This window comes from Alistipes sp. DJF_B185 (assembly GCF_964250025.1).
GTDB classification, from domain to species: Bacteria; Bacteroidota; Bacteroidia; order Bacteroidales; family Rikenellaceae; genus Alistipes; species Alistipes finegoldii.
On the sequence record NZ_CAXUDY010000005.1, the window covers coordinates 37,806 to 62,114 of the forward strand.

17 protein-coding genes are annotated in these 24,309 nt (G+C 61.0%); all 17 read right to left on the minus strand.

Features of this window, described 5'->3' with window-relative positions; all coding sequences use genetic code 11:
* Positions 1 to 26 precede the first annotated feature (26 nt).
* Positions 27 to 1,121 (minus strand): 5-(carboxyamino)imidazole ribonucleotide synthase, encoded by a 1,095-nt coding sequence (gene purK / locus ACESTR_RS07965; protein ID WP_227042468.1) that lies wholly within the window; start codon positions 1,119 to 1,121, stop codon positions 27 to 29.
* Positions 1,122 to 1,589: a 5-(carboxyamino)imidazole ribonucleotide mutase gene (purE, locus tag ACESTR_RS07970; RefSeq protein WP_009597424.1), complete on the minus strand. Its 468-nt coding sequence runs from the start codon at positions 1,587 to 1,589 to the stop codon at positions 1,122 to 1,124. It abuts the gene before it with no gap.
* A 313-nt stretch (positions 1,590 to 1,902) separates the two neighbouring features.
* Positions 1,903 to 4,233, minus strand: coding sequence for a GH92 family glycosyl hydrolase (locus ACESTR_RS07975; protein WP_130062427.1), 2,331 nt, complete (start codon positions 4,231 to 4,233; stop codon positions 1,903 to 1,905).
* A gap of 15 nt (positions 4,234 to 4,248) precedes the next feature.
* Positions 4,249 to 6,465 (minus strand): GH92 family glycosyl hydrolase, encoded by a 2,217-nt coding sequence (locus ACESTR_RS07980; protein WP_014775921.1) that lies wholly within the window; start codon positions 6,463 to 6,465, stop codon positions 4,249 to 4,251.
* 31 nt (positions 6,466 to 6,496) lie between these two features.
* A complete protein-coding gene (locus ACESTR_RS07985; RefSeq protein WP_373179077.1) occupies positions 6,497 to 8,692 on the minus strand; it encodes a DUF4838 domain-containing protein in 2,196 nt (731 codons plus the stop codon).
* A complete protein-coding gene (locus ACESTR_RS07990; protein WP_302576138.1) occupies positions 8,693 to 10,957 on the minus strand; it encodes a GH92 family glycosyl hydrolase in 2,265 nt (754 codons plus the stop codon). It abuts the gene before it with no gap.
* Between the two features lie 5 nt (positions 10,958 to 10,962).
* The gene (locus ACESTR_RS07995; RefSeq protein ID WP_009597427.1) at positions 10,963 to 11,973 is read right to left on the minus strand and encodes a glycoside hydrolase family 130 protein; all 1,011 of its coding nucleotides are present in this window, start codon (positions 11,971 to 11,973) and stop codon (positions 10,963 to 10,965) included.
* A gap of 17 nt (positions 11,974 to 11,990) precedes the next feature.
* On the minus strand, positions 11,991 to 13,304 hold the full coding sequence (locus tag ACESTR_RS08000; RefSeq protein WP_244076062.1) for an MFS transporter: 1,314 nt from the start codon (positions 13,302 to 13,304) through the stop codon (positions 11,991 to 11,993).
* 341 nt (positions 13,305 to 13,645) lie between these two features.
* Positions 13,646 to 14,731 (minus strand): aspartate carbamoyltransferase, encoded by a 1,086-nt coding sequence (gene pyrB / locus ACESTR_RS08005; RefSeq protein WP_009597373.1) that lies wholly within the window; start codon positions 14,729 to 14,731, stop codon positions 13,646 to 13,648.
* Between the two features lie 151 nt (positions 14,732 to 14,882).
* Positions 14,883 to 15,515, minus strand: coding sequence for an orotate phosphoribosyltransferase (gene pyrE / locus ACESTR_RS08010; protein ID WP_009597415.1), 633 nt, complete (start codon positions 15,513 to 15,515; stop codon positions 14,883 to 14,885).
* A gap of 16 nt (positions 15,516 to 15,531) precedes the next feature.
* The gene (locus tag ACESTR_RS08015) at positions 15,532 to 15,792 is read right to left on the minus strand and encodes a TlpA family protein disulfide reductase (protein ID WP_022043508.1); all 261 of its coding nucleotides are present in this window, start codon (positions 15,790 to 15,792) and stop codon (positions 15,532 to 15,534) included.
* A gap of 22 nt (positions 15,793 to 15,814) precedes the next feature.
* Positions 15,815 to 16,519, minus strand: a complete 705-nt coding sequence (gene pyrF, locus ACESTR_RS08020; protein ID WP_039940061.1) for an orotidine-5'-phosphate decarboxylase — start codon at positions 16,517 to 16,519, stop codon at positions 15,815 to 15,817.
* A gap of 17 nt (positions 16,520 to 16,536) precedes the next feature.
* The gene (locus ACESTR_RS08025; RefSeq protein WP_009597387.1) at positions 16,537 to 17,496 is read right to left on the minus strand and encodes a dihydroorotate dehydrogenase; all 960 of its coding nucleotides are present in this window, start codon (positions 17,494 to 17,496) and stop codon (positions 16,537 to 16,539) included.
* Positions 17,490 to 18,230 carry a dihydroorotate dehydrogenase electron transfer subunit gene (locus ACESTR_RS08030; protein WP_009597414.1) on the minus strand — a complete coding sequence of 247 codons (741 nt, stop codon included), beginning with the start codon at positions 18,228 to 18,230 and terminating at the stop codon, positions 17,490 to 17,492. The genes ACESTR_RS08025 and ACESTR_RS08030 overlap by 7 nt, the downstream gene beginning before the upstream one ends.
* A 123-nt stretch (positions 18,231 to 18,353) precedes the next feature.
* The gene (gene carB, locus ACESTR_RS08035) at positions 18,354 to 21,536 is read right to left on the minus strand and encodes a carbamoyl-phosphate synthase large subunit (protein WP_373179081.1); all 3,183 of its coding nucleotides are present in this window, start codon (positions 21,534 to 21,536) and stop codon (positions 18,354 to 18,356) included.
* Positions 21,529 to 22,620, minus strand: a complete 1,092-nt coding sequence (carA, locus tag ACESTR_RS08040) for a glutamine-hydrolyzing carbamoyl-phosphate synthase small subunit (RefSeq protein ID WP_014775914.1) — start codon at positions 22,618 to 22,620, stop codon at positions 21,529 to 21,531. The genes carB and carA overlap by 8 nt, the downstream gene beginning before the upstream one ends.
* Positions 22,621 to 22,753: 133 nt before the next feature.
* On the minus strand, positions 22,754 to 24,022 hold the full coding sequence (locus ACESTR_RS08045) for a dihydroorotase (RefSeq protein WP_130062431.1): 1,269 nt from the start codon (positions 24,020 to 24,022) through the stop codon (positions 22,754 to 22,756).
* Positions 24,023 to 24,309 lie beyond the last annotated feature (287 nt).

Below are 24,309 nucleotides of genomic sequence, written 5' to 3' on the forward strand. Positions count from 1 at the left end.
CGGCGACGCATGCAGGACCGGCCCCGCTATTTCACAAACCGGTCGGCCCAGACAGCCCCGTATTCCGCCGAAGTCATGCCCACGAAGGTAATGTGTCCCATCTTGCGCTTCGGCCGGCTCTCGGTCTTGCCGTAGAGACGGACATGCACGCCCGGACGGTTTTCGGCGGCGATCGCTTCGGCCGCTTCGAGGTCCTGTCCCAAGATATTCTTCATCACGGTCGGCGCCACCAGCCGCGGCTCCTGCAGCGGCTCTCCCAAAAGGAAGCGCACCAACTCGCGGAACTGGTTGGTCGTACAGCCTTCGATCGTATAGTGTCCCGAATTGTGGGGGCGCGGCGCCATTTCGTTGAAGAAGAATTCGCGGCCCTTCACGAAAAACTCGATCGCCAGAATTCCCCGGTAACCGCACGTCAGCATAAACCGCTCGCCGGCGGCGATCATCCGTCCGCGCAGCTCGTCGTCCATCTCCTCCGCGGGCACGAAGCACAAATCGAGGATGCCGTCGCGGTGGATGTTGCGACCGATCGGAAAGGTGACGACATGGCTGCCGTCGGAGACCAGCACGACGCTGGCTTCGAAATCGAAGGGCACGAACTGCTCCAGAATACAGGGCACGGCGAGCATCGGCAAAGCCTTCTCGATGTCGGCCTCGGTCTTCAGCACCAGCTGTCCGTGACCGTCGTACCCCAGCGTCCGGGTCTTCAGCACGGCGGGCAGGCCGATCTTCGCCACGGCGGCACGCAGCGACGCTTCATCGTCCGCGGCGGCGTATTCGGGCGTCGCCAGCCCGCCGGCACGGGCGTTGTCCTTTTCGCGCAGGCGGTCCTGCGAATCGAAGAGCGGACGGAAGCCCTGCGGGATGTTGTATTTCTTCTCAAGCGGGATCAGCACACTGCCCGGCACGTTCTCGAACTCGTAGGTCACCGCGTCGCTGCGGCGGCAAAGCTCCTCCAGCGCCGCAGGGTCGTCGTACGCCGCCACGATCCGCTCGTCGCTGAGCGCAAAGGCCGGAGCATCCGCCGCCGGATCGAGACACACCGTGCGCGCTCCGAGCAGGTGCGCCTGTTCGATAATCATCAGCCCCAGCTGGCCGCCGCCTATGATGCCGATCGTCTTCATCTAAAGTTCCGCTTTAAGTACGTCGGCGGTCTGCTTGGCGCGGAACGCTTCGAGCCGGGCCGCGAGTTCCGCGTCCTGCAACGCGAGAATCGAGACGGCGATCAGCGCCGCATTCTTCGAACCGTTGATCGCCGTGGTGGCCACGGGAACGCCCGCGGGCATCTGCACGATCGACAACAGCGAGTCCAGCCCGTTCAGGGCGCGCGACTTGACCGGAACGCCCACCACGGGCAGCGTCGTCATCGAAGCCACCATGCCGGGCAGATGCGCCGCGCCGCCCGCACCGGCGATGATCACGCCGATACCGCGCGCCTTGGCCGTCTTGGCATACTCGCACAACAGATCGGGCGTCCGGTGGGCGCTTACGACGCGCTTTTCGAAATCGACACCGAATTGTTCGAGCGTGGCGACGGCGTCGGCCATCACCTCGTAATCGCTCACCGAGCCCATAATCACACCGACCTTCATATCCTTTGGTTTTAAGTTTTTTCAAAAAAGCAGACCGCCACGACATCGCATGTCATGGCGGTCTGGTATCTATCCGCGCATCCCGCTGCAGGACATTTGCTGCCCCTGCGACTGCGCGCTCTGACCCTGCTGTCGGCACGACGAATAGAATGCAGCGGCTTGGCCCTGTTGTTTCTTTCGTTCGCGTTGATCGATTTTGCCTGTGGAGGTCATGAGATATGTCCGGATTAACCTAACAATTGTAAAAACAACGCTACAAAAGTAGTATTTTCCGGCCAATTTTCAAAACCGAAAGTCAGATTCTATTGACAAATTATCGACATTCTTCACGGCTGAGCGAATAGGGCGCGTCCTGCGGGCCGACACCCCGTTTGTACGCCGGATCGGGCTGCATCGCGAAGTCTATTTTCGCGCCTTTTACGAGGTCCGACCAGCGGATAAAGTTGCGGTCGTATCGCTTCCCGTCGAGCTTCATGGTTCCGATATAGCGGTTTTCGGGAGCGTTGTCCGGAGCCTCGATCACGATCTTCTTTCCGTTCTCCAGTTTCACGGTCGCCTTGCGGAACAGGGGCGACCCTATGACATACTGGTCCGAAGCCGGACATACGGGATAGAATCCCATGGCCGAGAAGACATACCACGCGGAGGTCTGGCCGTTGTCCTCGTCGCCGCAGTAGCCGTCGGGCTTGGACGAATAGAGACGGTCCATCACCTCGCGCGTCCAGTACTGCGCCTTCCACGGCTGGCCCGCATAGTTGTACAGGTAGATCATATGCTGCGCAGGCTGGTTGCCGTGGGCGTAGTTGCCCATGTCGGCCACCTGCATTTCGGTGATCTCGTGAATGCGGGTCCCGTAATAGCTGTCGTCGTAGATCGGCGGCACGACGAACACAGAGTCGAGCATTTCGGCGAATCCTTCCCGGCCGCCCATCAGCTCGGCAAGTCCCTGCACATCGTGGAACACCGACCATGTGTAGTGCCATGCGTTGCCCTCGGTGAAGGCGTCGCCCCACTTGTAGGGGCTGAACGGCGACTGGAACTCCCCGTTCTCGTTGCGGCCGCGCATCAGCTTGGTCGTCTTGTCGAATACGTTGCGGTAGTTGCGCGAAGCCTCCTCAAGCGCCGCGGCATCCTCCGTCTTACCCAGTTTGCGGGCCACCTGCGCGATACACCAGTCGTCGTAGGCGTATTCGAGCGTGCGGGCGACATTCTCGTTGATCTTCACGTCGTAGGGAATGTATCCCAGCCGGTTGTAATACTCGTGCCCCAGACGTCCGGTCGAGGAGACGCCGGGGTGGACGTTCGTGCGCGCGTGCATCATGGCGTCGTAGAGCGTCTGCCACTCCTTTTCGGGCGTGACGCCCTTGAGGAGCGCGTCGGCCACCACCGATGCGGAGTTGTTGCCCACCATGCAGCCGCGGTGGCCCGGCGAGGCCCATTCGGGCAGGAAGCCGCTTTCGCGGGCCGTGTTGGCCAGTCCCTGCTGGATTTCGGCGTTCACCGAAGGATAGACCAGATTGAGCAGCGGGAACAGACTGCGGAACGTGTCCCAGAACCCGGTGTCGGTATACATGTAGCCGGGGAGCACTTCGCCGTTGTAGGGGCTGTAGTGCATGATTTCGCCCGAAGCGGTCACTTCATAGAATTTACGCGGGAAAAGCACCGAACGGTACAGGCACGAATAGAAGGTGCGCATCTGCTCTTCGGTGCCGCCCTCGACCTCGATGCGGCCCAGCACTTCGTCCCAGCGCTCCTGCGCCTTGGACTTGACGGTCTCGAAGTCGTCGGTCCCCAGCTCCCTGAGATTCTGAACGGCCTGTTCGGGCGAGATGAACGACGAAGCCACGGCGGCGCAGACCTGCTGGCCGCGGCGGGTCGGGAAGTGCACCTTCGCCACGGCGTGTCCGCCCGTCACCGACTTGCTGCCGTCAGGATAGAGCAGGCTGCTGCCGGGTTCGTACTCGCCGGGGGCGTCGGTCAGTTCGACGGCGGTGAACGGCGTATCGAAACGCACGACGAAATAATTGCGGAAATTATCAGGAACGCCCCCGCTGTTGCGCGTGGTGTAACCCACGATCGTGCGGGCGTCGAGCATGCCGATCTGCGAACCGCGGTCGAAGGCGTCGATCACAACGCCCGACTCGTCGCTTTCGGGAAAGGTGAAGCGCATCATCGCGGCACGTTCGGTCGGGGCGATCTCGGCGCGGATGTCGTGGTCGGCCAGATAGACCTTGTAATAGTAAGGCTTCGCCACCTCGGCTTGGTGCGAATACCAGCTCGCGCGGGACTCTTCGTCCAGCTTATCATTCCCGCGCACGGGCATCAGCGCGAACTGGCCGTAGTCGTTGATCCACGGCGAGGGCTGATGGGTCTGCTTGAAGCCCCGGATTCGGTGCGCCCCGTAGGTATAGGCCCAGCCGTCGCCCATCTTACCGGTCTGGGGCGTCCAGAAGTTCATACCCCAAGGCAGAGCGACGGCAGGATAGGTATTGCCCGTCGAAAGCGTGAAATCCGACTGCGAGCCTACCAATGTCGAAACATAGTCCGACGGACGCTGAGGGGATCGCTGCCCGGCCGAAGGGCACGAACAGCCGGCCAAAACGGCGGCGCAAAGGGCCGCGAAAAAGATATTTCTACTTTTCATTGCTGTCATTTCCGTTTAAAGTTCGTACCATACGGCAGGCTCCGGTCCCATTTCGAATTCGAGCGTGCCGCCCGCGGCGATCTCTTCGAAACCGATATAGGGCTTGGCGTACGGCTCGCCGTTGAGTTTCACGCGCTGAATGTATTTGTCAGCCGCCGAATTGTTGTGCGCGATCACGGTGAACACGCCGTCGCGCACGCGCAGCTCGGCCTTGTCGAAGAGCGGCGAACCGAAGAAGTAGCGTCCTCCGGCTGGCTCGACCTGATAGAATCCCAGCGACGAAAGCACGTACCACGCCGACATCTGGCCGACGTCCTCGTTGCCCGACAATCCGTCGGGTTGGTCGTGATAGAGCGTCGTCAGGATTTCGCGCACCTTGTCGGCGGTCTTCGCGGGCTGGCCGATCATCGTATAGAGGTAGACGACGTGGTGGCTGGGTTCGTTGCCGTGGGCGTACTGACCGATCAGGCCCGAAATGTCGGGCGAAGCGGCGCCCTCCAGCACGGAGCTGACCGTGAAGAGCGAGTCGAGTTTTTCGACGAAAGCCTCCTTGCCGCCGAAGCAGCCGATCAGCCCCTCGACGTCGTGCGGCACGAGCCACGTATACTGCCACGCATTGCCCTCACAGTAGTCGTCCTCGCGGTGGGTCGAAGCGAACGGGTTGAAGGGCGTGCGGAAGCCGCCTTTCGAATCCAGCCCGCGCATGAAGCGGGTTTCGGGATCGAAGAAGTGGCGGTAGGATTTGCTGCGATCGAGGAAATAGTCGTAATCGGCCGTATCGCCGCGCTGCGCCGCGACCTGAGCCACGGCCCAGTCGGCCAGCGCGTACTCCATGTCGTAGGCCACCGCTTCGTTGAAGAGGTCGCAGGGGATATAGCCGTATTTCATGCGCAGGTCCATACCCCGCTCGCCGAGCATGGCGGATTTCTTCAGCGCCTCGTAGGCCAGCTCCTTGTCGAAGCCGCCGTAACCTTTCAGCACGATGTCGGCCATGGCCGGAATGCCGGGATTGCCGACCATGCAGTCGGTCTCGTTGCCCGCGAGGTGCCAGACGGGAAGCTTGCCCTGCTGCGTGTAGATATGGAGCATCGTATTGGCGATGTCGGGCATCTTCTCAGGATGGAGAATCGTCATCAGCGGCTGGGCAGCGCGGTAGGTGTCCCACAACGAGAAGGTCGTATAGTTCACGAACGGCGCGGCGCGGTAGATCTCGCCGTCAGCGCCCCGATAGTCGCCGTTCACGTCGCAGAACTCCGACGGAGCGACCATCGTGTGGTAGAGCGCCGTATAGAAGATGCGGCGGGCGGCTTCGTCCGCAGTCTCGACACGCACCTTCTGCAGCTCGGCGTTCCACGCCTTGTCGGCCGCCGCCGCCGTGGCTTCGAAGTCCCAGCCGGGAAGTTCCGCCTGCATGTTGAGCTTGGCGTTCTCGATGCTCACGGGCGAAATCGCCACTTTCATATAAAGCGGCTCGCCGTCGGTCGTATCGAACTCCACGCGGGCGTAACGGCCCTTGACCGTAACGTCGCCCTCCTCCGGAACCGTCTCCGACGCATCGGGATAGGAGATATTCTTCACCGGCTTCGAGAATTCGGCCGTGAAGTAAACGCGCTGATCCTTGGCCCAGCCCGTCGAATAGCGGTAACCGCTGAGCCGGAGTCCGTCGGAAACGAATGCGGTCTCGGTGGCCTTGTCCCAGCAGCCGCCGTTTTCGAGGTCGAAGACCACGGCAGCCTCCTGCGACGCGGGGAAGGTGTATTTGTGCAGCCCGACGCGCTTGGTGGCGGTCAGCTCCACATCGACGCCGTAGCGGTCGAGCCGCGTGGCGTAATAGCCCGGACGGGCTTTTTCGTTCTTACGGCTGAAATAGGACCAAAGCCCCGACTGCGGGTCGTCCTCCGTGCCGCGGGCGTAGGTCACCCCGCCCACGACGGGCATCACCGTGACGTCGAACAGGTCGCCGATACCCGTTCCGTTGAGGTGGGTATGGCTGAAACCGATGACGGTCGTATCGGAAATGTGGTATCCCGACACCCAGTCCCACGACTGCGGGATGCTGGTGGGGCCGAGCTGCACGGCGCCGAACGGAACGTTGGCCCCCATGAAGACATGGCCGTGGCCGCCCGTGCCGATATACATGTCGACATACTGCGTCAGCGGCTTCTGCTCAGGCTGCGAACAGGCGGCCGAGATCAGCAGAACGGATAAGGAAAGAAGATGCTTGGGTTTCATTATGCAATCGTTTAAAATTTTTCGCAACGTTTTATTTCACGGTCACTTCGTCGAGGAAGAACCAGCAGGGGCAGCCTACGCCGTAATGCCACGGCGGACAGGTCTTGACGCCTTCGATTTCGACTTTGACATAGCGGGCCAGCACCGGTTGTGCGGCCGTGACGGCAGCCGGAACGAACTTCACGGGCACCGACTGGTCCTCAGGAAACTCCACCTGCCCGAACGGGGTCCAGTCCGCGTTGTCGAACGAAACGGAGTAGCGCACCGAACGGGGCAGCAGAATCCACTGGCCCAGCTGGTGCAGGAAATCGGTCTCGACCGTCGAGAAGGTCACGTCGCGGCCCAGATCGACGACGAAGGCGCCGTCCTTGCCCTCCCAGCCCGTCCAGCTCTCGACGAACGATGCGCCGCCGAAAAGACCGTCGGTCAGGGTCTTCTCGCCCGACGCCCGGTATTTCTCCGCAGGAGCGTCGATCCAGACGATCCGCGCGCCCAGCGCCAGATTGGAGTTCTCCGCAGGAAGGTAACGTTTGCGGTAGAGCCGGCAGTATTCCTGCGGACTGTTGTTGCGCTCGTTGAGCGTTTTCACGCCGAATTGGGTCACGTATTTCTCGAACGCGTCCAGCTCGCTCACCACGGCGCCGAGGTCCTTGTCGGCCGTCGTGCGGGCGATTTCGAGGTTGGAGTACATCAGCGGCAGACGCGTCAGGCGCACGCGGCGCAGCAGGACGGAATCCCCCGCCACGGCCCGCTCGGCGCAGTCGAACAGCTCTCCGTAACGCTTGCGGCAGGCGGCGTTGAGCATGCCGTCCTTGTGCGAGACGGGAGAATCGTATATCCACAACCGCTGGCCGCCCGCCAGCAATGCGCCTTCGAGCAGTTTTTCGTACTGATAAATATAAGGCGCAGCGGGTCCGTAATAGCCGCGCATGAAACGCAGCATGAGCGAATCGGTATCCTGATCGGGATTCCACATCAGCTTGGCGACCACATAGGTGCGCATCTCCGAGAAATCGCCGCCGTACGAGCCGCCGATCTGCGAGAAGTGCATCGTGGCGTGGTTGCGCCGGAAAAGCCCGATGTTGGGTTTGAGTATCGGAAAGTTGGGGAACGGAGCGACCATGTTGTCGAAATTGATGCCGTAGTCCCACACGAAGATATTGTCCGACAGGGCCGCCCACCCCTCCATCGCTTCGATGAACTCGCGGCCCGACGCATTGTCCGTAAGGGGCACTTCGCGGTCGCAGTCGATGTCGCACAGCATGATATTGACGTTGGGCAGCGGCTTCACGTGCTTCGGGGGCTGCATCGTAAAGAGGTAGGCCAGCGTCGAAAACTCCTTGTCGGGGAAACGCTCCGCCAGCTTGTTCAGGAAGCGGACATAGTTGCCCGAAAGCGCGCCTTCGTGCCGGTTGACCTTCTCGCACTCCTCACAGCGGCAGTAGGTGAAATTGCTGTCGTTCTGGCTTATGGAGATGATGTTCATGCCGGGGTTGGCCCGGAAGATCGAATCGACTTTCGCCGCCACCAGTTCGAAGAGTTCGTCGTTGGTGAGACACCATTGGCTGGCGCGGCCGGGACGTCGTTCGCCGTTGATGAACGAGTAGTATTCGGGATGCTCCGCGCCGTAGACCGACGCCGGAAGCAGGCTGTTGAAGGTGTGCACCCACAACCCGCCGGCAAAGATGTCGCGCGGCTCCTCCAGACGCAGGGCCAGCCGGTACACGGAGTCCTGCGCCATGCCGTAGCCCTGACTCTGGCGATAGCGGAACGCCGGATTTTCGGCGAAGTCCATCGCCGGAAGCGTGACGGTCGGATTCCGGTCGAGGTCATAGACCCCGGCGGCGAAGTAATCCAGCCCCAAGTAACGTTCCAGCAGCGTCATGACGCCGTAAACCGCCCCCTTGTCGCCGCCGCTGCTGATGCGCAGCACGCCGTCCTGCGTGCGCAGGCGGAAGCCGTCCTCGGCAAGTCCCGCGGTGTCCGAAGCGCCGATCAGGATGTTGCCCTTGCGGGGCGTCACGTCATGCAGCAGGGGCAGTGTCGCACCGGTCGATTCGCGGACGAATCGCTGCAGCAGCTGCGCGGCCGTGAGATCGGCGGCAGTTTGCTGTGCCACGACGATCCGGGCCGCAGGTTTGCCGTTGCGGGTCAGCCGGGTCTGCGCCCGGACTCCGGACGAGACGAGCAGCAGCGACACAACGAATATCCAGCGGAAGAGTCTCATCTATTTGCGGTTTTGAAGTTCGAAAGTCAGCCGTCCGCCCCGCAGCAGCTCGTCGTGGCCGATGCGGTATCGCTTCAGCGGTTTGCCGCCGAGCGTCATCGAGCGGATATAGACCGCGCCGGAATCGGGACGCTTCGTCTCGATGACGAGTTCCCCGGCCGGATAGTATTTCCTGTCGAGCGTAACGGTCACCCGATCGAAAACCGGCGAGGTAAGCGTGTAATACGGCTCGCCCGGACAGTCGGGATAGAAGCCCATCATCGAGAAGACGGCCCACGCCGACATGGTTCCGGTATCGTCGTTGCCGGGAATGCCGTCGGGCGCGGTGGTGAAGTATTTGGCCAGCAGGCGGTTCACCTCGCGCTGCGTACGCCACTCCTCGCCCCGGAAATAGCTGAAAAGGTAGGGATAGGCGATGTCGGGTTCGTTCGCGGGATCGTAAAGCCCCTCGTCGAAGACCATTTGCAGCTTGGCGATGAATTTGCGCCGGCCGCCCATCAGCTTCGACAGTCCGTAGACGTCGTGCGGGACATAGAACGTATAGTTCCATGCCGAGCCTTCGTGAAAACCGGGGACCGGCTCAAAATTCTCGCCCTGCCGCGGATCGAACGGCGTCAGGAAACCGCCCTCCCCGGTGATCGGACGGAAAGTGCCCGATTCGGGACTGTAATAGTTCTTATAGCCGAGCGAACGGTTCCGGAACAGCGCCGCGTCCTCCCTGCGGCCGAGCGAATCGGCCAGCAGCGACAGGGCATGGTCGGCGATGTAGTATTCCAGCGCGTGCGACACGGAGTTGTCGCCCGAAAGGTCACGGGCGTAGAAACCCAGCGGCACGTAGCCCTTTTCGACATAGGGATCGATGTCGGGGCGCATCCTGTTCTGCGCGCCGGGCGTCGTGGCCGACTTGCGCATCGCCTCGTAAGCGGCGTCCATGTCGAAATCGCGCAGGCCCTTCATCCACGTATCGACGATCACCGGGATGGCCGGATCGCCCTCCATGGTGAAGGTTTCGCGGCCGTAAAGCTCCCATTTCGGCAGCCAGCCCCACTCCTTGTACATGCCGATCATCGAACGCACCATTTCCAGCTGGCGTTCGGGATAGACCAGCGTCATCAGCTGGTGCAGGTTGCGGTAGGTGTCCCAGAGCGAGAAGACCGTATAGCGGTTGCCCTCGGCGGTGCGGATTTCGGCGCTCTCCATCGCGGGGTATTCACCGTTGACGTCGCTCAGCACGTTGGGATGGATCAGCGCATGATAGAGCCCCGTATAGAAGACCTTCTTCTGCGCGTCGGTGCCGCCCTCGACGCGGATGCGGCCCAGATCGTCGTTCCACGAGCGGCGCGCTGCGGCACGGATGTCGTCGAACGAACGCTCCTGCTGCTCGGCTTCGAGGTTCAGGCGCGCATTCTCGACCGACACGAACGAAACGCCCATGCGGACTTCGAGCTGCTCGCCCTCCGTCGTATCGTAGCTGAACCACACGCCCACGTCGTCGCCCGCGAGTTCACGGTCGTAGTGCGTATAGAGTTTGTAATTGCCGGCATCCTTGTCCCACTCGGCTTCAACACCGTATTTGGGGGGCTGTTTCTTCCAGAATCCCGTGGCGGAGGGGCGTTTCGAGACGCGCATCACGAAATAGATCGGGAACACCGCCTGCGGGTTGTAGCAGAACGTGCCGAGCAGTTTCATGCCCTCGACCTCGGTATCGCTCACGCGGCGCACCCAAGCTCCCGATTCGTTGGTAAGGCCCTCGCCCAGATTGAGCAGGATATGGCTCTCGCCCGCCGGGAAGGTGTAGCGTTCGGCCGAGCTGCGCGGCGTGGCCGTCACTTCGGCAAGGACGCCGTACTTCGAAAGCCGGTTCGAATAGTAGCCCGGAGAAGCGGTTTCACCGGTGTACTTGCTGCCGTAATTGCGGTAATCGACGTCGAGCGCGCCCGTGGTCGGCATCACCAGCAGCGATCCCAGTTCGGGGCATCCCACGCCGCTCAGCGTGACATGGGCGAAGCCCGTGAAGAACTTATTGTGGAACTCATAGGGCGCGGACCACCAGCGGGCGTCCTTGTCGTAGACGTTCTCGTCGGAACCCATCACGTTGAAGGGAACCACGGACATCATGCCGTTGGGACACACCGCGCCGGGGTTGGTCGTGCCGAAGTTGGTCGTGCCGACGAATGGATCGACCCAGTCGGCAGGCTCCTGCGCACGCAGCGGTGCGCAGAAAACGGCTGCGGCGAGCGCAGCAGTTAAGAGCGTTCGTCGCAGCATCGTCAGAGAATATTGTTTTCCTTGGTAAACTTGACGATTTCGGGGATATAACCGAAGGCAAGGCCCGTGACGGTGTCGGCGCATCCGTAATAGACGGCGATCCGGCCCGTTTCGGGGTCATGGAGCGACGCGCAGGGGAACGTGACGTTCGGAACGTCGCCCGTCAGTTCGTAAATCTCGCGCGGCGAAATCAGGTACGGGCCGCTGCGGGCGATCGTCTTCCACGGCTGGTCGAGGTCGAGCAGCGCCGAACCGAACGCATAGACATAACCGTTGCACGAACGCAGCACGCCGTGGTAGAGCAGCAGCCAGCCCTCGCTCGTCTCGATGGGCACGGGACCCGCACCGATCTTCATGCACTGCCATGCCGACACCTCGAAGGCTGCGGGCGACATCACATGACGGTGGCGGCCCCAGAACTCCATGTCGGGCGACTCCGAGTAGAAAATGTCGCCGAAAGCCGTATGGCCGTTGTCGCTCGGACGCGACAGCATGGCGAAACGGCCGTTGATCTTGCGGGGGAACAGCACGCCGTTGCGGTTGAAGGGGATAAAGGCGTTCTCCAACTGGTGGAACGTCTCGAAGTCGTCGGTCCACGCGATGCCGATCGTCGGGCCGTGGTAGCCGTTGCACCACGTCACATAATACTTATCCTCGATCTTGGCCACGCGGGGATCGTAACCGTAAACCCACTCGGCGATTTCGGGATCGGCGCCCACGAGTTTGAAATCCTCCTCGCAGATATCCCACTTGATGCCGTCCACCGAGAAAGCGGCGTGGATGCGCATGCGGCGGTTGGTGTCGTCGCAGCGGAAAACGCCCGCATAATTATACTTGCCTTTCTTGAAGGGAATGACCGCCGAGTTGAAAATGCTGTTCGACGTCGAAAGCGCGTCGCGCGGGATGATCGGATTGGCCGAATAGCGCCACATCACTTCTTTGGAGCCGGCGGGACGATCCTCCCACGGCATATCCGGCATGGCCGGGCCTACGATTTTCAGGTTGTTGTCCATAGTTTTACGTTATCTGTTTATTCGTTGATCAATTCTTTGTCGATCTCCTCGGCCGCCACCTCTTCGGTATCGGGATGGGTGAAGGGAATGCGCGCGGCGAGCAGGAAGGCGGGAACCGTCGCCAGCAACGCCCACATGAAGAAGTAGTGATAGCCGCCCAAGTTGTCGCAAAGCCAGCCGCTGATCATACCCGGAAGCATCACGCCGAGGTTGGCGAGCGACGACCCGAAGGCGTAGTGCGCCATCTGGTGCGGGCCGGGCGCCACCTGCTGCATGATGAAGAGCGTGAGTCCCACGAAGCCGAAGCCGTAACTGAAATATTCGAACACGATGGCCGCGCAGATCAGCACGGGGCTCGAAGGCTGGAACCACGCCAGCAGCGCGTAGACCACGAACGGAACGTTGAAGATGCAGACCAGCGGGAACAAGGCGCGCCGCAGTTTGAGCCACGAAATGAAATAGCCGCCCAGAATGGACCCCACGACGAAGGCGATCACGCCGAACGTACCGTAATAGAGTCCGATCTGCTGTTCGGTAAGGCCCATGCCCTGCTGATCGAGCGGAGCGTTGAGGAACAGCGGCACGATCTTGATGACCAGACCTTCGGCGAAGCGGTAGAAGAGGATGAAGGCGAAATAGATCCAGATGTATTTCTTCTTGAAGAACTCCAGAAAGATGCGCTTCGTCTCGCGCATGGCGCCGCCGAAACTATCGGCGTGGGCCGTCGCGGCGCCGCCCGAAGGCAGCATGCGGATGTGGTACAGCCCAAGCAGGAAGAGAATGCCGCCGCAAAGGCCCATCACGGTCATCCACGCCTGCACGATTCCGACATGGTCCTTGAGCGCGCCGGCCAGATAGACCAGTCCGCCCATGGCGAAGACCTTAGCGATGTTGTAAAAGGCGCCCTGCCAGCCGATGAACTTGGCCTGCAGGTCTTTGGAAAGTTCGGTGATATAGACGCCGTCGGTGGCGATGTCGTGCGTCGCGCCGCTGAAGGCCACGACAGCCATCAGGGCGATGGCATAGGGGAAAAAGTTGGGAAGCGGAAGCGACAGGGCGACCAGCGCAAGTCCCAGACCCGAAACCAGCTGCGTGGCGACGACCCAGAATTTCTTGGTCCTGAACATCTCCATCAAGGGACTCCAGAAGGGTTTGAGCGACCACGGCAGGATAATCAGCGAAGTCCAGAGCGTAATGCGGGCATCGTCGATACCCAGCCCTCGGAACATCAGCGTCGCTACCATGTTTACGATAATAAACGGGAGCCCCATGGCAAAATAGACCGTGGGGACCCATGCCAGCGGCGATACTTTTCGGGAATTTGCAGACATCGGTTCTTTTCAGGTTAATGTTAGAATTGATGCAAAGATAGTAAAACTTTTTGCAACCGCAGACGTTATTGCACCCCGTTCTGCGCCTTTGTTTCTATAAATAATACAATTTCACAAGACAGGTTACTAATCGAAATAACAAATTTTACATTCGAAACCGGAAAATCGGCCGAACAGGGCGCATGCACTCCGTCCGACCCGCCGGAAAGCACCGCCCGGACCGGAACACGCCCTAAGGCCCGGAAGAGCGGCGGACTCAGGAAAAACGGAAGACAGACTCAGGCAGGCGGAAGAAAAAAAGCTCCCTTATGGGAGCTTTATATGAAAGGCCATACCGGAGATCACTTCGCCTTGGCCTCGCAGTAGGCGCAGCGGCACGAGCCGTCGGGCAGGCGGTGGAAAAGCCGGTCGACATCTTCGGTCGCCGAGATACAGCGCCGGTTGGAGCACTCCATCTCATTGACGACGTAGTCTTCGCTGAAAACGGGAGTCTTCTCGAAGGGCTTGTTTTCGTCGGCCCAGCGCAGCAGCGTAAGGATCAGCGCCATGCGTACGAACTTGCCGTTTTCGACCTGTCGGAAATAGGCTGCGCGGGGATCGTTGTCCACGGCGCGCGTGATTTCGTTCACGCGCGGCAGCGGGTGCAGGATAATCATATCCTCCTTGGCGGTTTCGAGCTTTCCGGGATCGAGCACGAAGCTGTTCTTCACGCGGTCGAACTCCTCCTCGTCGAGGAAACGCTCCTTCTGCACACGCGTCATGTAGAGTATGTCCAGTTCGGGCATCACCTCCTCCATGGTCTCGACTTCGCGGAATTCGAGTTTCGAATTCTCGCTCATCTCGGCCAGCATGTAGTCCGGAAGACGCAGCTCCTGCGGGGCGATCAGGATCACCTTGATCCCCGAATAGCGCGACAGCGCCTTGATGAGCGAATGGACCGTGCGGCCGAATTTCAGGTCGCCGCAGAAGCCGATCGTCATGTTGTCGAAACGCCCCTTCTCGCGCTTGATCGTCAGAAGGTCCGTAAGGGTCTGCGTCGGGTGGCTGTGGCTGCCGTCGCCCGCATTGATGACCGGAATTCCGGCGTACTGCGAAGCTACGAGCGGCGCGCCCTCCTTGAAGTGGCGCATGGCGATAATGTCCGCGAAACAGCGGATCACGCGTACGGTGTCCGCCACGGTTTCGCCTTTCGACACGGACGACGAATTGGCGTCCGAAAAGCCGATGACGCTGCCCCCCAGCTCCATCATGGCGGAGGTGAAACTCAGGCGGGTGCGGGTCGAAGGCTCGTAAAAGAGCGTCGCCAGCTTGCGCCCCTTGCACGCTTCGCTGTATTTGGCGCGGTTGGCGATGATATCTTCGGCCAGCGCCACGATTTGTTCGGTTTCGGCCACCGTCAGGTCGGTCGGGTCAATCAGGTGTCTCATAGGTTGTTTCATTTATCAAAATCGGGGTTTGCAGCCGGCCGGCGGCATGCTGCGGATTGCACGCGGCGCCGACCGGAGTGCGGAGGGAGCGCAAGCCGCATTTCCATGCCCCCAAGCGAGGTGCGGAAAAGCGTCGTGCGATCCCGGCAAACTATTTTTCCATCCAGCTTTCGTCCGACGGATTGTCGCGGAATTTCAGCAGACGGGCCTTGTCTTCGGGCTTGATGTATCCCTCCTCGGCGGCCACTTCCACCAGCGCGTCGAGATTCGAGAGACTGTAATTGACGACGTTCGCCTCTTTCATGCGGTCCAGTCCCTTCTTCATGCCGTAGGTGAAGATCGACGCCACGCCCAGCACCTCGGCGCCGGCTTCGCGCAGGGCGGTCACCACCTCGATGCACGAACCGCCGGTCGAGATCAGGTCCTCGATCACGACCACCTTCTGCCCCTTTTCGAGCTTGCCCTCGATCTGGTTGCCGCGGCCGTGATCCTTCGAACCGCTGCGCACATAGCCCATCGGCAGGTCGAGGATCGTCGCGGTGATGGCGGCGTGGGCGATGCCCGCGGTCGAAGTCCCCATCAGCACTTCGGCTTCGGGAAAGCGGGTGCGGACGATCTGCGCCAGCCCCTCTTCGACGTGTCCGCGCACGACAGGCGCCGTCAGCGTCAGGCGGTTGTCGCAGTAAATCGGGCTTTTGATGCCGCTGGCCCATGTAAACGGCTGTTCGGGGCGCAGGAACACCGCGCCGATCGAAAGCAGGTCTTTAGCAATTGATTTCTCCATGATATTCTGTAGTTGTTTATTCCAGCGCCGAACGCAAAATCTTCTCCACCTCCTCGGCATAGATGCCGCCCTCGTGGACCTTCACGCCGTCGACGTAAAACGTCGGCACATAGTAGTAATCGAACGTGTCGGCCAAATCGGACTGCTCCGACTCCTCGATCATTTCGATCGCCACCGGCTGCAGTTCGGGGTGTGCGGCCTTGGCCTGCTCGATGTAACGCAGCGCCTTGCGGCAGAAGGGACAGTTTTTCAGGTAGAAAAGTTTTACCGGTTTCATAATCGACTGTTTTTAATCGTGTTTAATCGCAAAATTCGCTTACGCACCTGCGGTACGCGGCCACGGGGTCCGCAGCGGCGGTGATCGGACGGCCCACGACGATGAAGTCGGAGCCGATCTCCCGCGCACGGGCGGGCGTGGTGACGCGCACTTGGTCCGCAACGTCTCCGTCTGCAAAACGCACGCCGGGCGTGACGGTCAGGAACTCTTTTCCGCAGGCTTCGTGCACCATGCCCGCTTCGAGCGGCGAGCAAACCACGCCGTCCAGCCCCGCGGCACGGGTGTTCTGCGCGTATTTGACGATCGTGTCGTTGATCGAAGCGTTGATAAGCAGCTCCTGCCGCATGCGCTCCTCGCTGGTCGAGGTGAGCTGCGTCACGGCGATCAGCAGGGGCCGCGTGCCGTCTTCGCGGGTAAGCCCTTCGAGGGCGTATTTCATCATCTCGACCGTTCCGGCCGCATGGACGTTGCACATATCCACGTCCAGACGCGACAGCACGGCCATCGCCTTCTTCACGGTGTTGGGAATGTCGTGCAGTTTCAGGTCGAGGAAAATCCGGTGGCCCCGGCGCTTGATTTCGCGCACGATGGCAGGGCCTTCGGCATAGAAAAGCTCCATGCCGATCTTGAGGAACGGTTTGCGCTCCTCGTCCCGGAACAGGTCGAGGAACTTGAAAGTGTCTTCCGCCGACTTGAAGTCGCAGGCGATAATTACGTCGTGTTGCATCATATCCGATTTTAACTTTATTCTACGATTCCTATAATGTCGCTCAGCCGCTCGATCCCCAGCCGCTCCATCTCGGCGGGCAGGGCTTCGACGATCTCCTTCGAGGCATAGGGATTCACCAGATTCGCGGCACCGACCTGCACGGCCGTGGCTCCGGCCATCATCATTTCGATCACGTCGCGGGCCGTCGTCACGCCGCCGCATCCCATGACGGGTACGGAGCAGGCTTTGGCGACCTGATAAACCATCCGCACTGCCACGGGAAAGACCGCAGCGCCCGAAAAACCGCCCATCGTATTGGCGATCACCGCCTTGCGGCACCTCACGTCGATCCGCATTCCCAGCAGGGTGTTGATCAGGCAGATGCCGTCGGCACCGGCCTCTTCGCAGGCACGGGCGATCGAGACGATGTCCGTCACGTTGGGCGACAGTTTGATATAGACCGGTTTGGTGGTCACGGTCTTCACCGCGCGCGTCACCTCGGCCGCACATTCGGGCGAAGTGCCGAACGACATGCCGCCGTGCCGCACGTTGGGGCACGAGACATTGACCTCGATGATGCCGACCTGCTCCTCGCGGTCGATCCGCTCGCAGCAATAGGCGTACTCCTCGATCGAGAAGCCGCTGATATTGGCGATCACGGGTTTATGAAAGAAGCTCTTCAGGCGCGGTAGCTCCTCGGCGATCACGGCGTCGATGCCGGGATTCTGCAGTCCCACGGCGTTGATCATCCCCGCCTCACATTCGGCGATGCGGGGCGTGGGATTGCCGAAGCGCGGTTCGCGCGTGGTGCCCTTGAACGAGAACGAACCGAGGATGTTGATGTCGTAAAAATCCCGGAATTCGTTGCCGTATCCGAACGTACCGCTGGCCGGAACGACCGGGTTGTCCAGCTTCAGACCGCTCAGGGTGACGGACATATCCGGGGCAGGTTTTCCTGCCGGCCGGTTCTGTGCGATGAACTGCTTGCTTACCATATGATCTCCCCTTTCGTTAATACGGGGCCCTCCTTGCAGATGCGTTTGTTGCCGTATTTCGTTTTGCACGAACAGCCCATGCAGGCGCCGAAACCGCATCCCATACGCTCCTCGAACGACAGCTGGCCGTCCTGCGCGACCGAGTCGCACAGCGCGCGCAGCATCGGCAGCGGACCGCAGGCATAGAAGTAGTCGAAGTCGATGCCGTCGCCGGCGATGGCCGTCGTGACGAAGCCTTTCGTCCCGGCCGAACCGTCGGCCGTGGCGACATGCACGTCGCACCCCAGCGCCCGGAATTCGTCGGCGTAGAAGATCTCGTCCGCCGTGTTGAATCCCAGCACGACGCTCACCGGTTTGCCCTCCGCCAGCAGCGCTTTGGCCAGCTTGTAGAGCGGAGGCACGCCTACGCCGCCGCCCACCAGCAGGGGCCGCCGCGCATCGTTGGAGGTGTCGAAGCCGTTGCCGAGTCCCGTCAGCAGGTCCAGCTCCGCGCCCGCCGCCATGCGGCTCATCTGCTCCGTACCTCCGCCCACGACCTTATAGATGAGCGTGAGGGTCCGTGCATCGCAGTCGCACACCGAAATCGGACGGCGCAGGTAGCGGCCTTCGAGCGCGATATTGACGAACTGTCCCGGACGGACGATCCATTCGGTATCGCCCTCCAGCACCATGCGCCACACCGAGGCCGTCAGCGGCTCGTTCGCAAGAATCTTATAGATGCCTTTCTTATACATGTATTCCCTTTCGATTTTTGATCCGGAGAACAGCCCCCGCGCTTCGTTCGTTTCGCTCCGGACGGGACCGTATCCCGTTCGGAGCGAAAGAGGTGCGTACGGAAGGCGTCCTCACGCCGGAAATCACTTCGCGTCGATGGTCGAGACTCCGAAGGTGATCTCTTCGAGCACGTCCAGCAGCACCTGCACCGTTTCGAGCGCCGTGAAGATCGTCACGTTGTTCTCGACGGCTGTGCGGCGGATTTCGTATCCGTCGAGTCGGGTATTGTGCTGGTTGATGTCGATGGTATTGATCACGTAGCTCACGTGGCCCTGACGGAGCGCGTCGATGATCTCCGAACTGCCCTCGCTCAACTTGCGCCGCGTGCGGGTGCGGATGCCGTGTTCGCGCAGGAATTCGGCGGTCCCGGTCGTCGCCTCGACGTTGAAGCCGAGGTCGTAGAAACGCCGCACGAGGGGCAGCGCCTGCTCCTTGTCGTGGTCGGCGATGGTGACGAAGATCGTGCCGTAGTTGCAGACGTTCATGCCCGTCGCCTGCAACGCCTTGTAAAGCGCGCGGGTGAGCTTGTCGTCGTAGCCGATGGCCTCGCCCGTGGATTTCATCTCAGGCGAGAGGTAGGAATCCATGCCGCGGATCTTGGCGAACGAGAAGGCCGGCGCCTTGACGTACCAGCGTTTCTTCTCCTTGCCGTATACTTCGGTGACGCCCAGTTCCTTCAGCGTCTTGCCCAGAATCACCTGCGTGGCGATATGGGCCATCGGGACGCCCGTCGATTTGGAGAGGAACGGCACCGTGCGCGACGAGCGGGGATTGACCTCGATGACGTAGACTTCGTCGTTGCCGTCGAGGATGAACTGGATATTGTAGAGACCGATGATGCCGATCCGCAGACCGAGCTTCACCGTGTAGTCGATGATCTTGTCCTTGGCCTTCTGGCTGACGCTGAAGGTCGGATAGACGCTGATCGAGTCGCCCGAATGGATACCCGTGCGCTCGACATGCTCCATGATGCCGGGGATAAAGACGTCCTTGCCGTCGCAGATGGCGTCCACCTCAAGCTCCTTGCCCATGATGTAGCGGTCTACCAGCACCGGCGAGTCGTCGTTGACCTCGACGGCCGTCTGCAGGTAGTGGCGCAGGCGCTCCTCGTTCGAAACGATCTGCATGGCGCGGCCGCCCAGCACGTAGCTCGGACGCACCAGCACCGGATAGCCGATGCGGGCGGCGGCCTTCACGCCCGACTCGATGTCGGTGACGGCTTCGGCTTCGGGCTGCGGGATGCGCAGCTCCTCCATGATCGTCTCGAAGCAACCGCGGTCCTCGGCGTTGCGGATGGCTTCGCAGTCGGTGCCGATGATGGGCACGCCCAGCCGGGAGAGCGGCTCGGCGAGGTTGATGGCGGTCTGTCCGCCGAGCGACACGACGATCGCCTTCGGTTTTTCGAGGTGGATGACGTTCATCACGTCCTCGACCATCAGCGGCTCGAAGTAGAGTTTGTCGCTGGTGGTATAGTCGGTCGAGACGGTTTCGGGGTTGTTGTTGATGATGATGGCTTCATAGCCCGCTTCGCGGATCGACCAGATGGCGTGTACGGTCGAATAGTCGAACTCGACGCCCTGACCGATGCGGATCGGACCGGAACCGAGCACCACGATCTTCTCCTTGTCGCTCACCAGCGACTCGTTCTCGTCTTCGTAGGTCGAGTAGAAATAAGGCACGTAGGAGCTGAACTCGCTGGCGCAGGTGTCGATCATCTTGTAGACCGGGAAGATGCCGTTCTTCTCGCGCAGCAGGTACATGTCGTGCTGCGAGACACCCCACAGCTGACCGATGAACTTGTCGCTGAAACCCATGCGCTTGGCTTCGCGCAGCACTTCGATATCCATCGGAGCGGCCTCGACGACGCGCTCGAATTCGACGATATTCTTGAACTTTTCGAGGAAGAACATGTCGATTTTCGTGCGGTTGTAGATCAGCACCAGATCGACGCCGCCGCGGATCAGCTGCGCGATGGCATACAGCCGGTCGTCGGTAGGCTCGGCGATGTATTCCAGCAGCCGGTCGTTCGTCCAGTCTTCGAACTTCTTGTGGTAGATATGGCAGACGCCGGTTTCGAGCGAACGCATCGCCTTCAGCAGGCTCTCCTCCATCGTGCGGCCGATCGACATCACCTCGCCCGTGGCTTTCATCTGCGTACCGAGCTTGTTCGACGCGTCGCTGAACTTGTCGAACGGGAAGCGGGCGACTTTAGTCACAACGTAGTCGAGCGTCGGCTCGAAGCTGGCGGGCGTATTGGCCAGCATGATCTCGTCGAGGGTGAGACCCACGGCCACCTTGGCCGTAACGCGCGCGATCGGATAACCGCTGGCCTTCGATGCGAGGGCCGAGGAGCGCGACACGCGGGGATTCACCTCGATCAGGTAGTATTTGAACGACAGGGGGTCGAGTGCGAACTGCACGTTGCAGCCGCCTTCGATCTTCAGCTCGCGGATGATCTTCAGGGCGCTGTCGCGCAGCATCTGGAACTCCTTATTGGTAAGCGTCTGGCACGGCGCCACGACGATCGAGTCGCCCGTATGGACGCCCACGGGGTCGATGTTCTCCATGCAGCAGATGCTGATGGCCGTGTCGTTGTGGTCGCGCATCACCTCGAACTCGATCTCCTTGTATCCCTTGATGCTCTTCTCGACGAGCACCTGATGTACGGGCGAAAGGAACAGGGCGTGGCGCATCATCTCGCGCAGCTGCTCCTCGTTGTCGGCGAAGCCGCCGCCCGTGCCGCCCAGCGTATAGGCGGGACGCAGCACGACGGGATAGCCGATCTCGGCGGCGACCTCGACGGCCTCCTCGACCGACATGGCGATCTTCGACTCGATCACCGGCTCGCCCAGCGATTCGCACAGCTCCTTGAAAAGCTCGCGGTCCTCGGCACGTTCGATCGACTCGAACGAGGTGCCCAGAATCTCGACCTGACACTCTTTCAGAATGCCCTTCTTGGCGAGCTGCACCGCGAGGTTCAGACCCGTCTGCCCACCCAGTCCCGGCACGATGGCGTCGGGGCGTTCGAAGCGGATGATCTTGGCGACGTATTCGAGCGTCAGCGGCTCCATGTATACCTTGTCCGCAATATGCGTGTCGGTCATGATCGTGGCGGGGTTCGAATTCACGAGAATCACCTCGTAGCCCTCTTCCTTGAGTGCGAGGCAGGCCTGCGTGCCCGCATAGTCGAATTCGGCGGCCTGTCCGATGACGATCGGACCCGAACCGATAACCATTACCTTCTTTATATCTCTTCTCTTAGGCATTTTTACGCTCCTCCATTATTTTGGTAAACTTTCTGAACAAATAGCCGCTGTCCTGCGGACCCGAAGCGCTCTCCGGGTGATACTGCATCGAGAAAACAGCGTCGCCGACACACTCCACGCCCTCGGCCGTGCCGTCGAGCAGGTTTACGTGGGTCAGCTCCAGCCCCGTACCGGCCAGTGAATCGACGTCCACGGCGTAGCTGTGGTTCTGGCTCGTGATCTCGATCTTGCCGGTGGCCAGATTCTTCACGGGGTGGTTGCCGCCGCGGTGGCCGAACTTCATCTTCACAGTCTTGGCGCCGTAAGCCAGCGAAATGAGCTGATGGCCCATGCAGATGCCGAAGATCGGCAGTTTGCCGCGCAGCTGCCTGACCAGCTCGATCACGGGCGTCACGTCCTGCGGGTTGCCGGGACCGTTCGACAGCACGACGCCGTCGGGACGGAAGGCCATGATCTCCTCCAGCGTCGAGTCGAACGGCACGACCGTCACGTTGCAGCCCACGCGGTTCAGCTGGCGGATGATGTTGTACTTGATGCCGCAGTCGACCGCCACCACGTCGTATTTGTGGTTGGGGACGCGCGACATCCAGCGTTTCTTGCAGCTCACGCGCGAAACCATGTCGTGGGGAAGGGCGTACTCGCGCACTTTGCGGAGCGCCTCTTCGAGGGGCGTGTCCGCGCCGGTGATAATCACCTTCTGGGTGCCTTCGTTACGGATGATGCGCGTCAGGGTGCGGGTGTCCACGCCCCAGATCGCGGGAATGTCATGCTCCTCGAAGACCTCGTTCAGGGTCTTCGTATAGCGGAAGTTGCTCGGCGAGTCGTTGTACTCGCGCACGATCATGCCGCCGATGGTCGGAGTCTTCGTTTCGTAATCCTCGTCGGCCATACCGTAATTACCGATCAGCGGATAGGTCATCACGACCATCTGGTCCGTGTAGGAGGGGTCGGACATAATCTCCTGATACCCCACCATCGAGGTATTGAAGACGATCTCGTTAATGACCTCGCGGTCGGCGCCGAAGCCGTAGCCGTAAAACTCACGGCCGTTCTCCAAGACAATTTTCTTCGTAAATGGTTTCATATTTATTTTCGGTACGGGCTTTTCGCATCGCCCCTTTTTATGGATTTGTTTCGTTCTGTCGATCCGGATTCCGCTCCATATGAAACCCGGCATATCTATAATCCCGCTAAATCTTCCTTTGAGAAGGGAGACTTCACAACTGCAATCCATCATCCCGGTATGCCTCCCGGCCCCCGACGACCGTCAGCACGGCGCGGCCCTGCACCGGCCAGCCGGCGAAAGGCGTGGCGCGGCCCTTCGAGAGAAACGCCGCAGGGTCTATCTCGTACTGCGCGCCGAGGTCGAGCACCGTGAAGTCGGCTTCATCGCCGACGTTCAGGCCGCCGCCCAGACCGAATATCCGGCGGGGATTGTCGGACATCAGCGCGACAAGCTTTTCGAGCGTGAGCGTTCCCGGCAACACCATATATTTATACATCAGCGGAAAAGCGCACTCCAAGCCCACGATTCCCATGGCGCTTCCGGCCAGTCCGCGCGACTTCTCTTCGGCGGTATGGGGCGCATGGTCGGTGGCGATCACCTCGATCGTACCGTCCGCGACGCCCACGATCAGCGCGGCGCGGTCTTCGCGGCTGCGCAGCGGCGGATTCATCTTGAAGCGTCCGTCCTCCTGCAAATCCTCGTCGCAGAGCAGCAGATAATGCGGCGCCGTTTCGCAGCTCACACGCACGCCGCGGGCCTTCGCACGCCGCACCAGCTCGACGCTCTCCTTGGTCGAGACGTGGCAGACGTGATACTGACAACCGGTCTTTTCGGCCAGCGCGATGTCGCGTTCCACCTGCTTCCACTCGCTCTCGGAGCAGATGCCCTTGTGCCCGTGCGCACGGCAGTATTCACCGTCGTGGATATAGCCGCCCCGCAGCAGGTCGTCCACCTCGCAGTGGGCCACGATCGGCCGGCCGGCTTTTTCCGCCCGGCGCATCGCCTCCTCCATCAGTTCGTCGGACTGCACGCCGCGGCCGTCGTCCGAGAAGCCGACAACATCGGGCGCGAGGGCCGCGAAATCGACCAGCTCGCCGGCACCCCGCTGTCCCATCGTGATACAGCCGTAAGGCACGACCCGCACCACGGCGTCGCGGCGGATGATCTCGGCCTGCGCACGAAGCGTATCGGGCGCATCGGGCGCAGGGTTCAGGTTCGGCATCGAACAGACCGTCGTGTATCCGCCCCGTGCGGCCGCGGCCGTTCCGGAGGCGATGGTCTCCTTCTGCGAAAATCCCGGTTCGCGCAGGTGGACGTGCACGTCCACGAGTCCCGGAATCACATGCCGGCCGCCGAGGTCCACGGTCCGGTCGGGCGCCGCGCCCGCGACGGGCACGATGCGGCCTCCCTCGACGGCGAACTCCCCGGCCGCAAAACGGCCGCCGGTGTAGATCACGGCATTGGTATAAAGTGTCTTCATCTGTACGAGCGTAAAAAAATAGGGCAACCGAAACAGTTACCCTAATAAAACAAAATTACCGAAAACCGGAGACACGTCGCCCGACCAATAGTCCTGCTGCCAGAATGCCTGCGCTGACGATATGAGGGGGTTACAATTCATAGGTATTCGGAATCGCTGTAATTGAGGACAAAGGTAGGACATTTTTACGGGGCGTGCAAAACTTTGCCGGAAAAATTTTCAACAATCCGCACACACCGGGCCGGGCCGCGGATTCGTCCGTCCATGCCGCTGCGCCCCGCACTCCC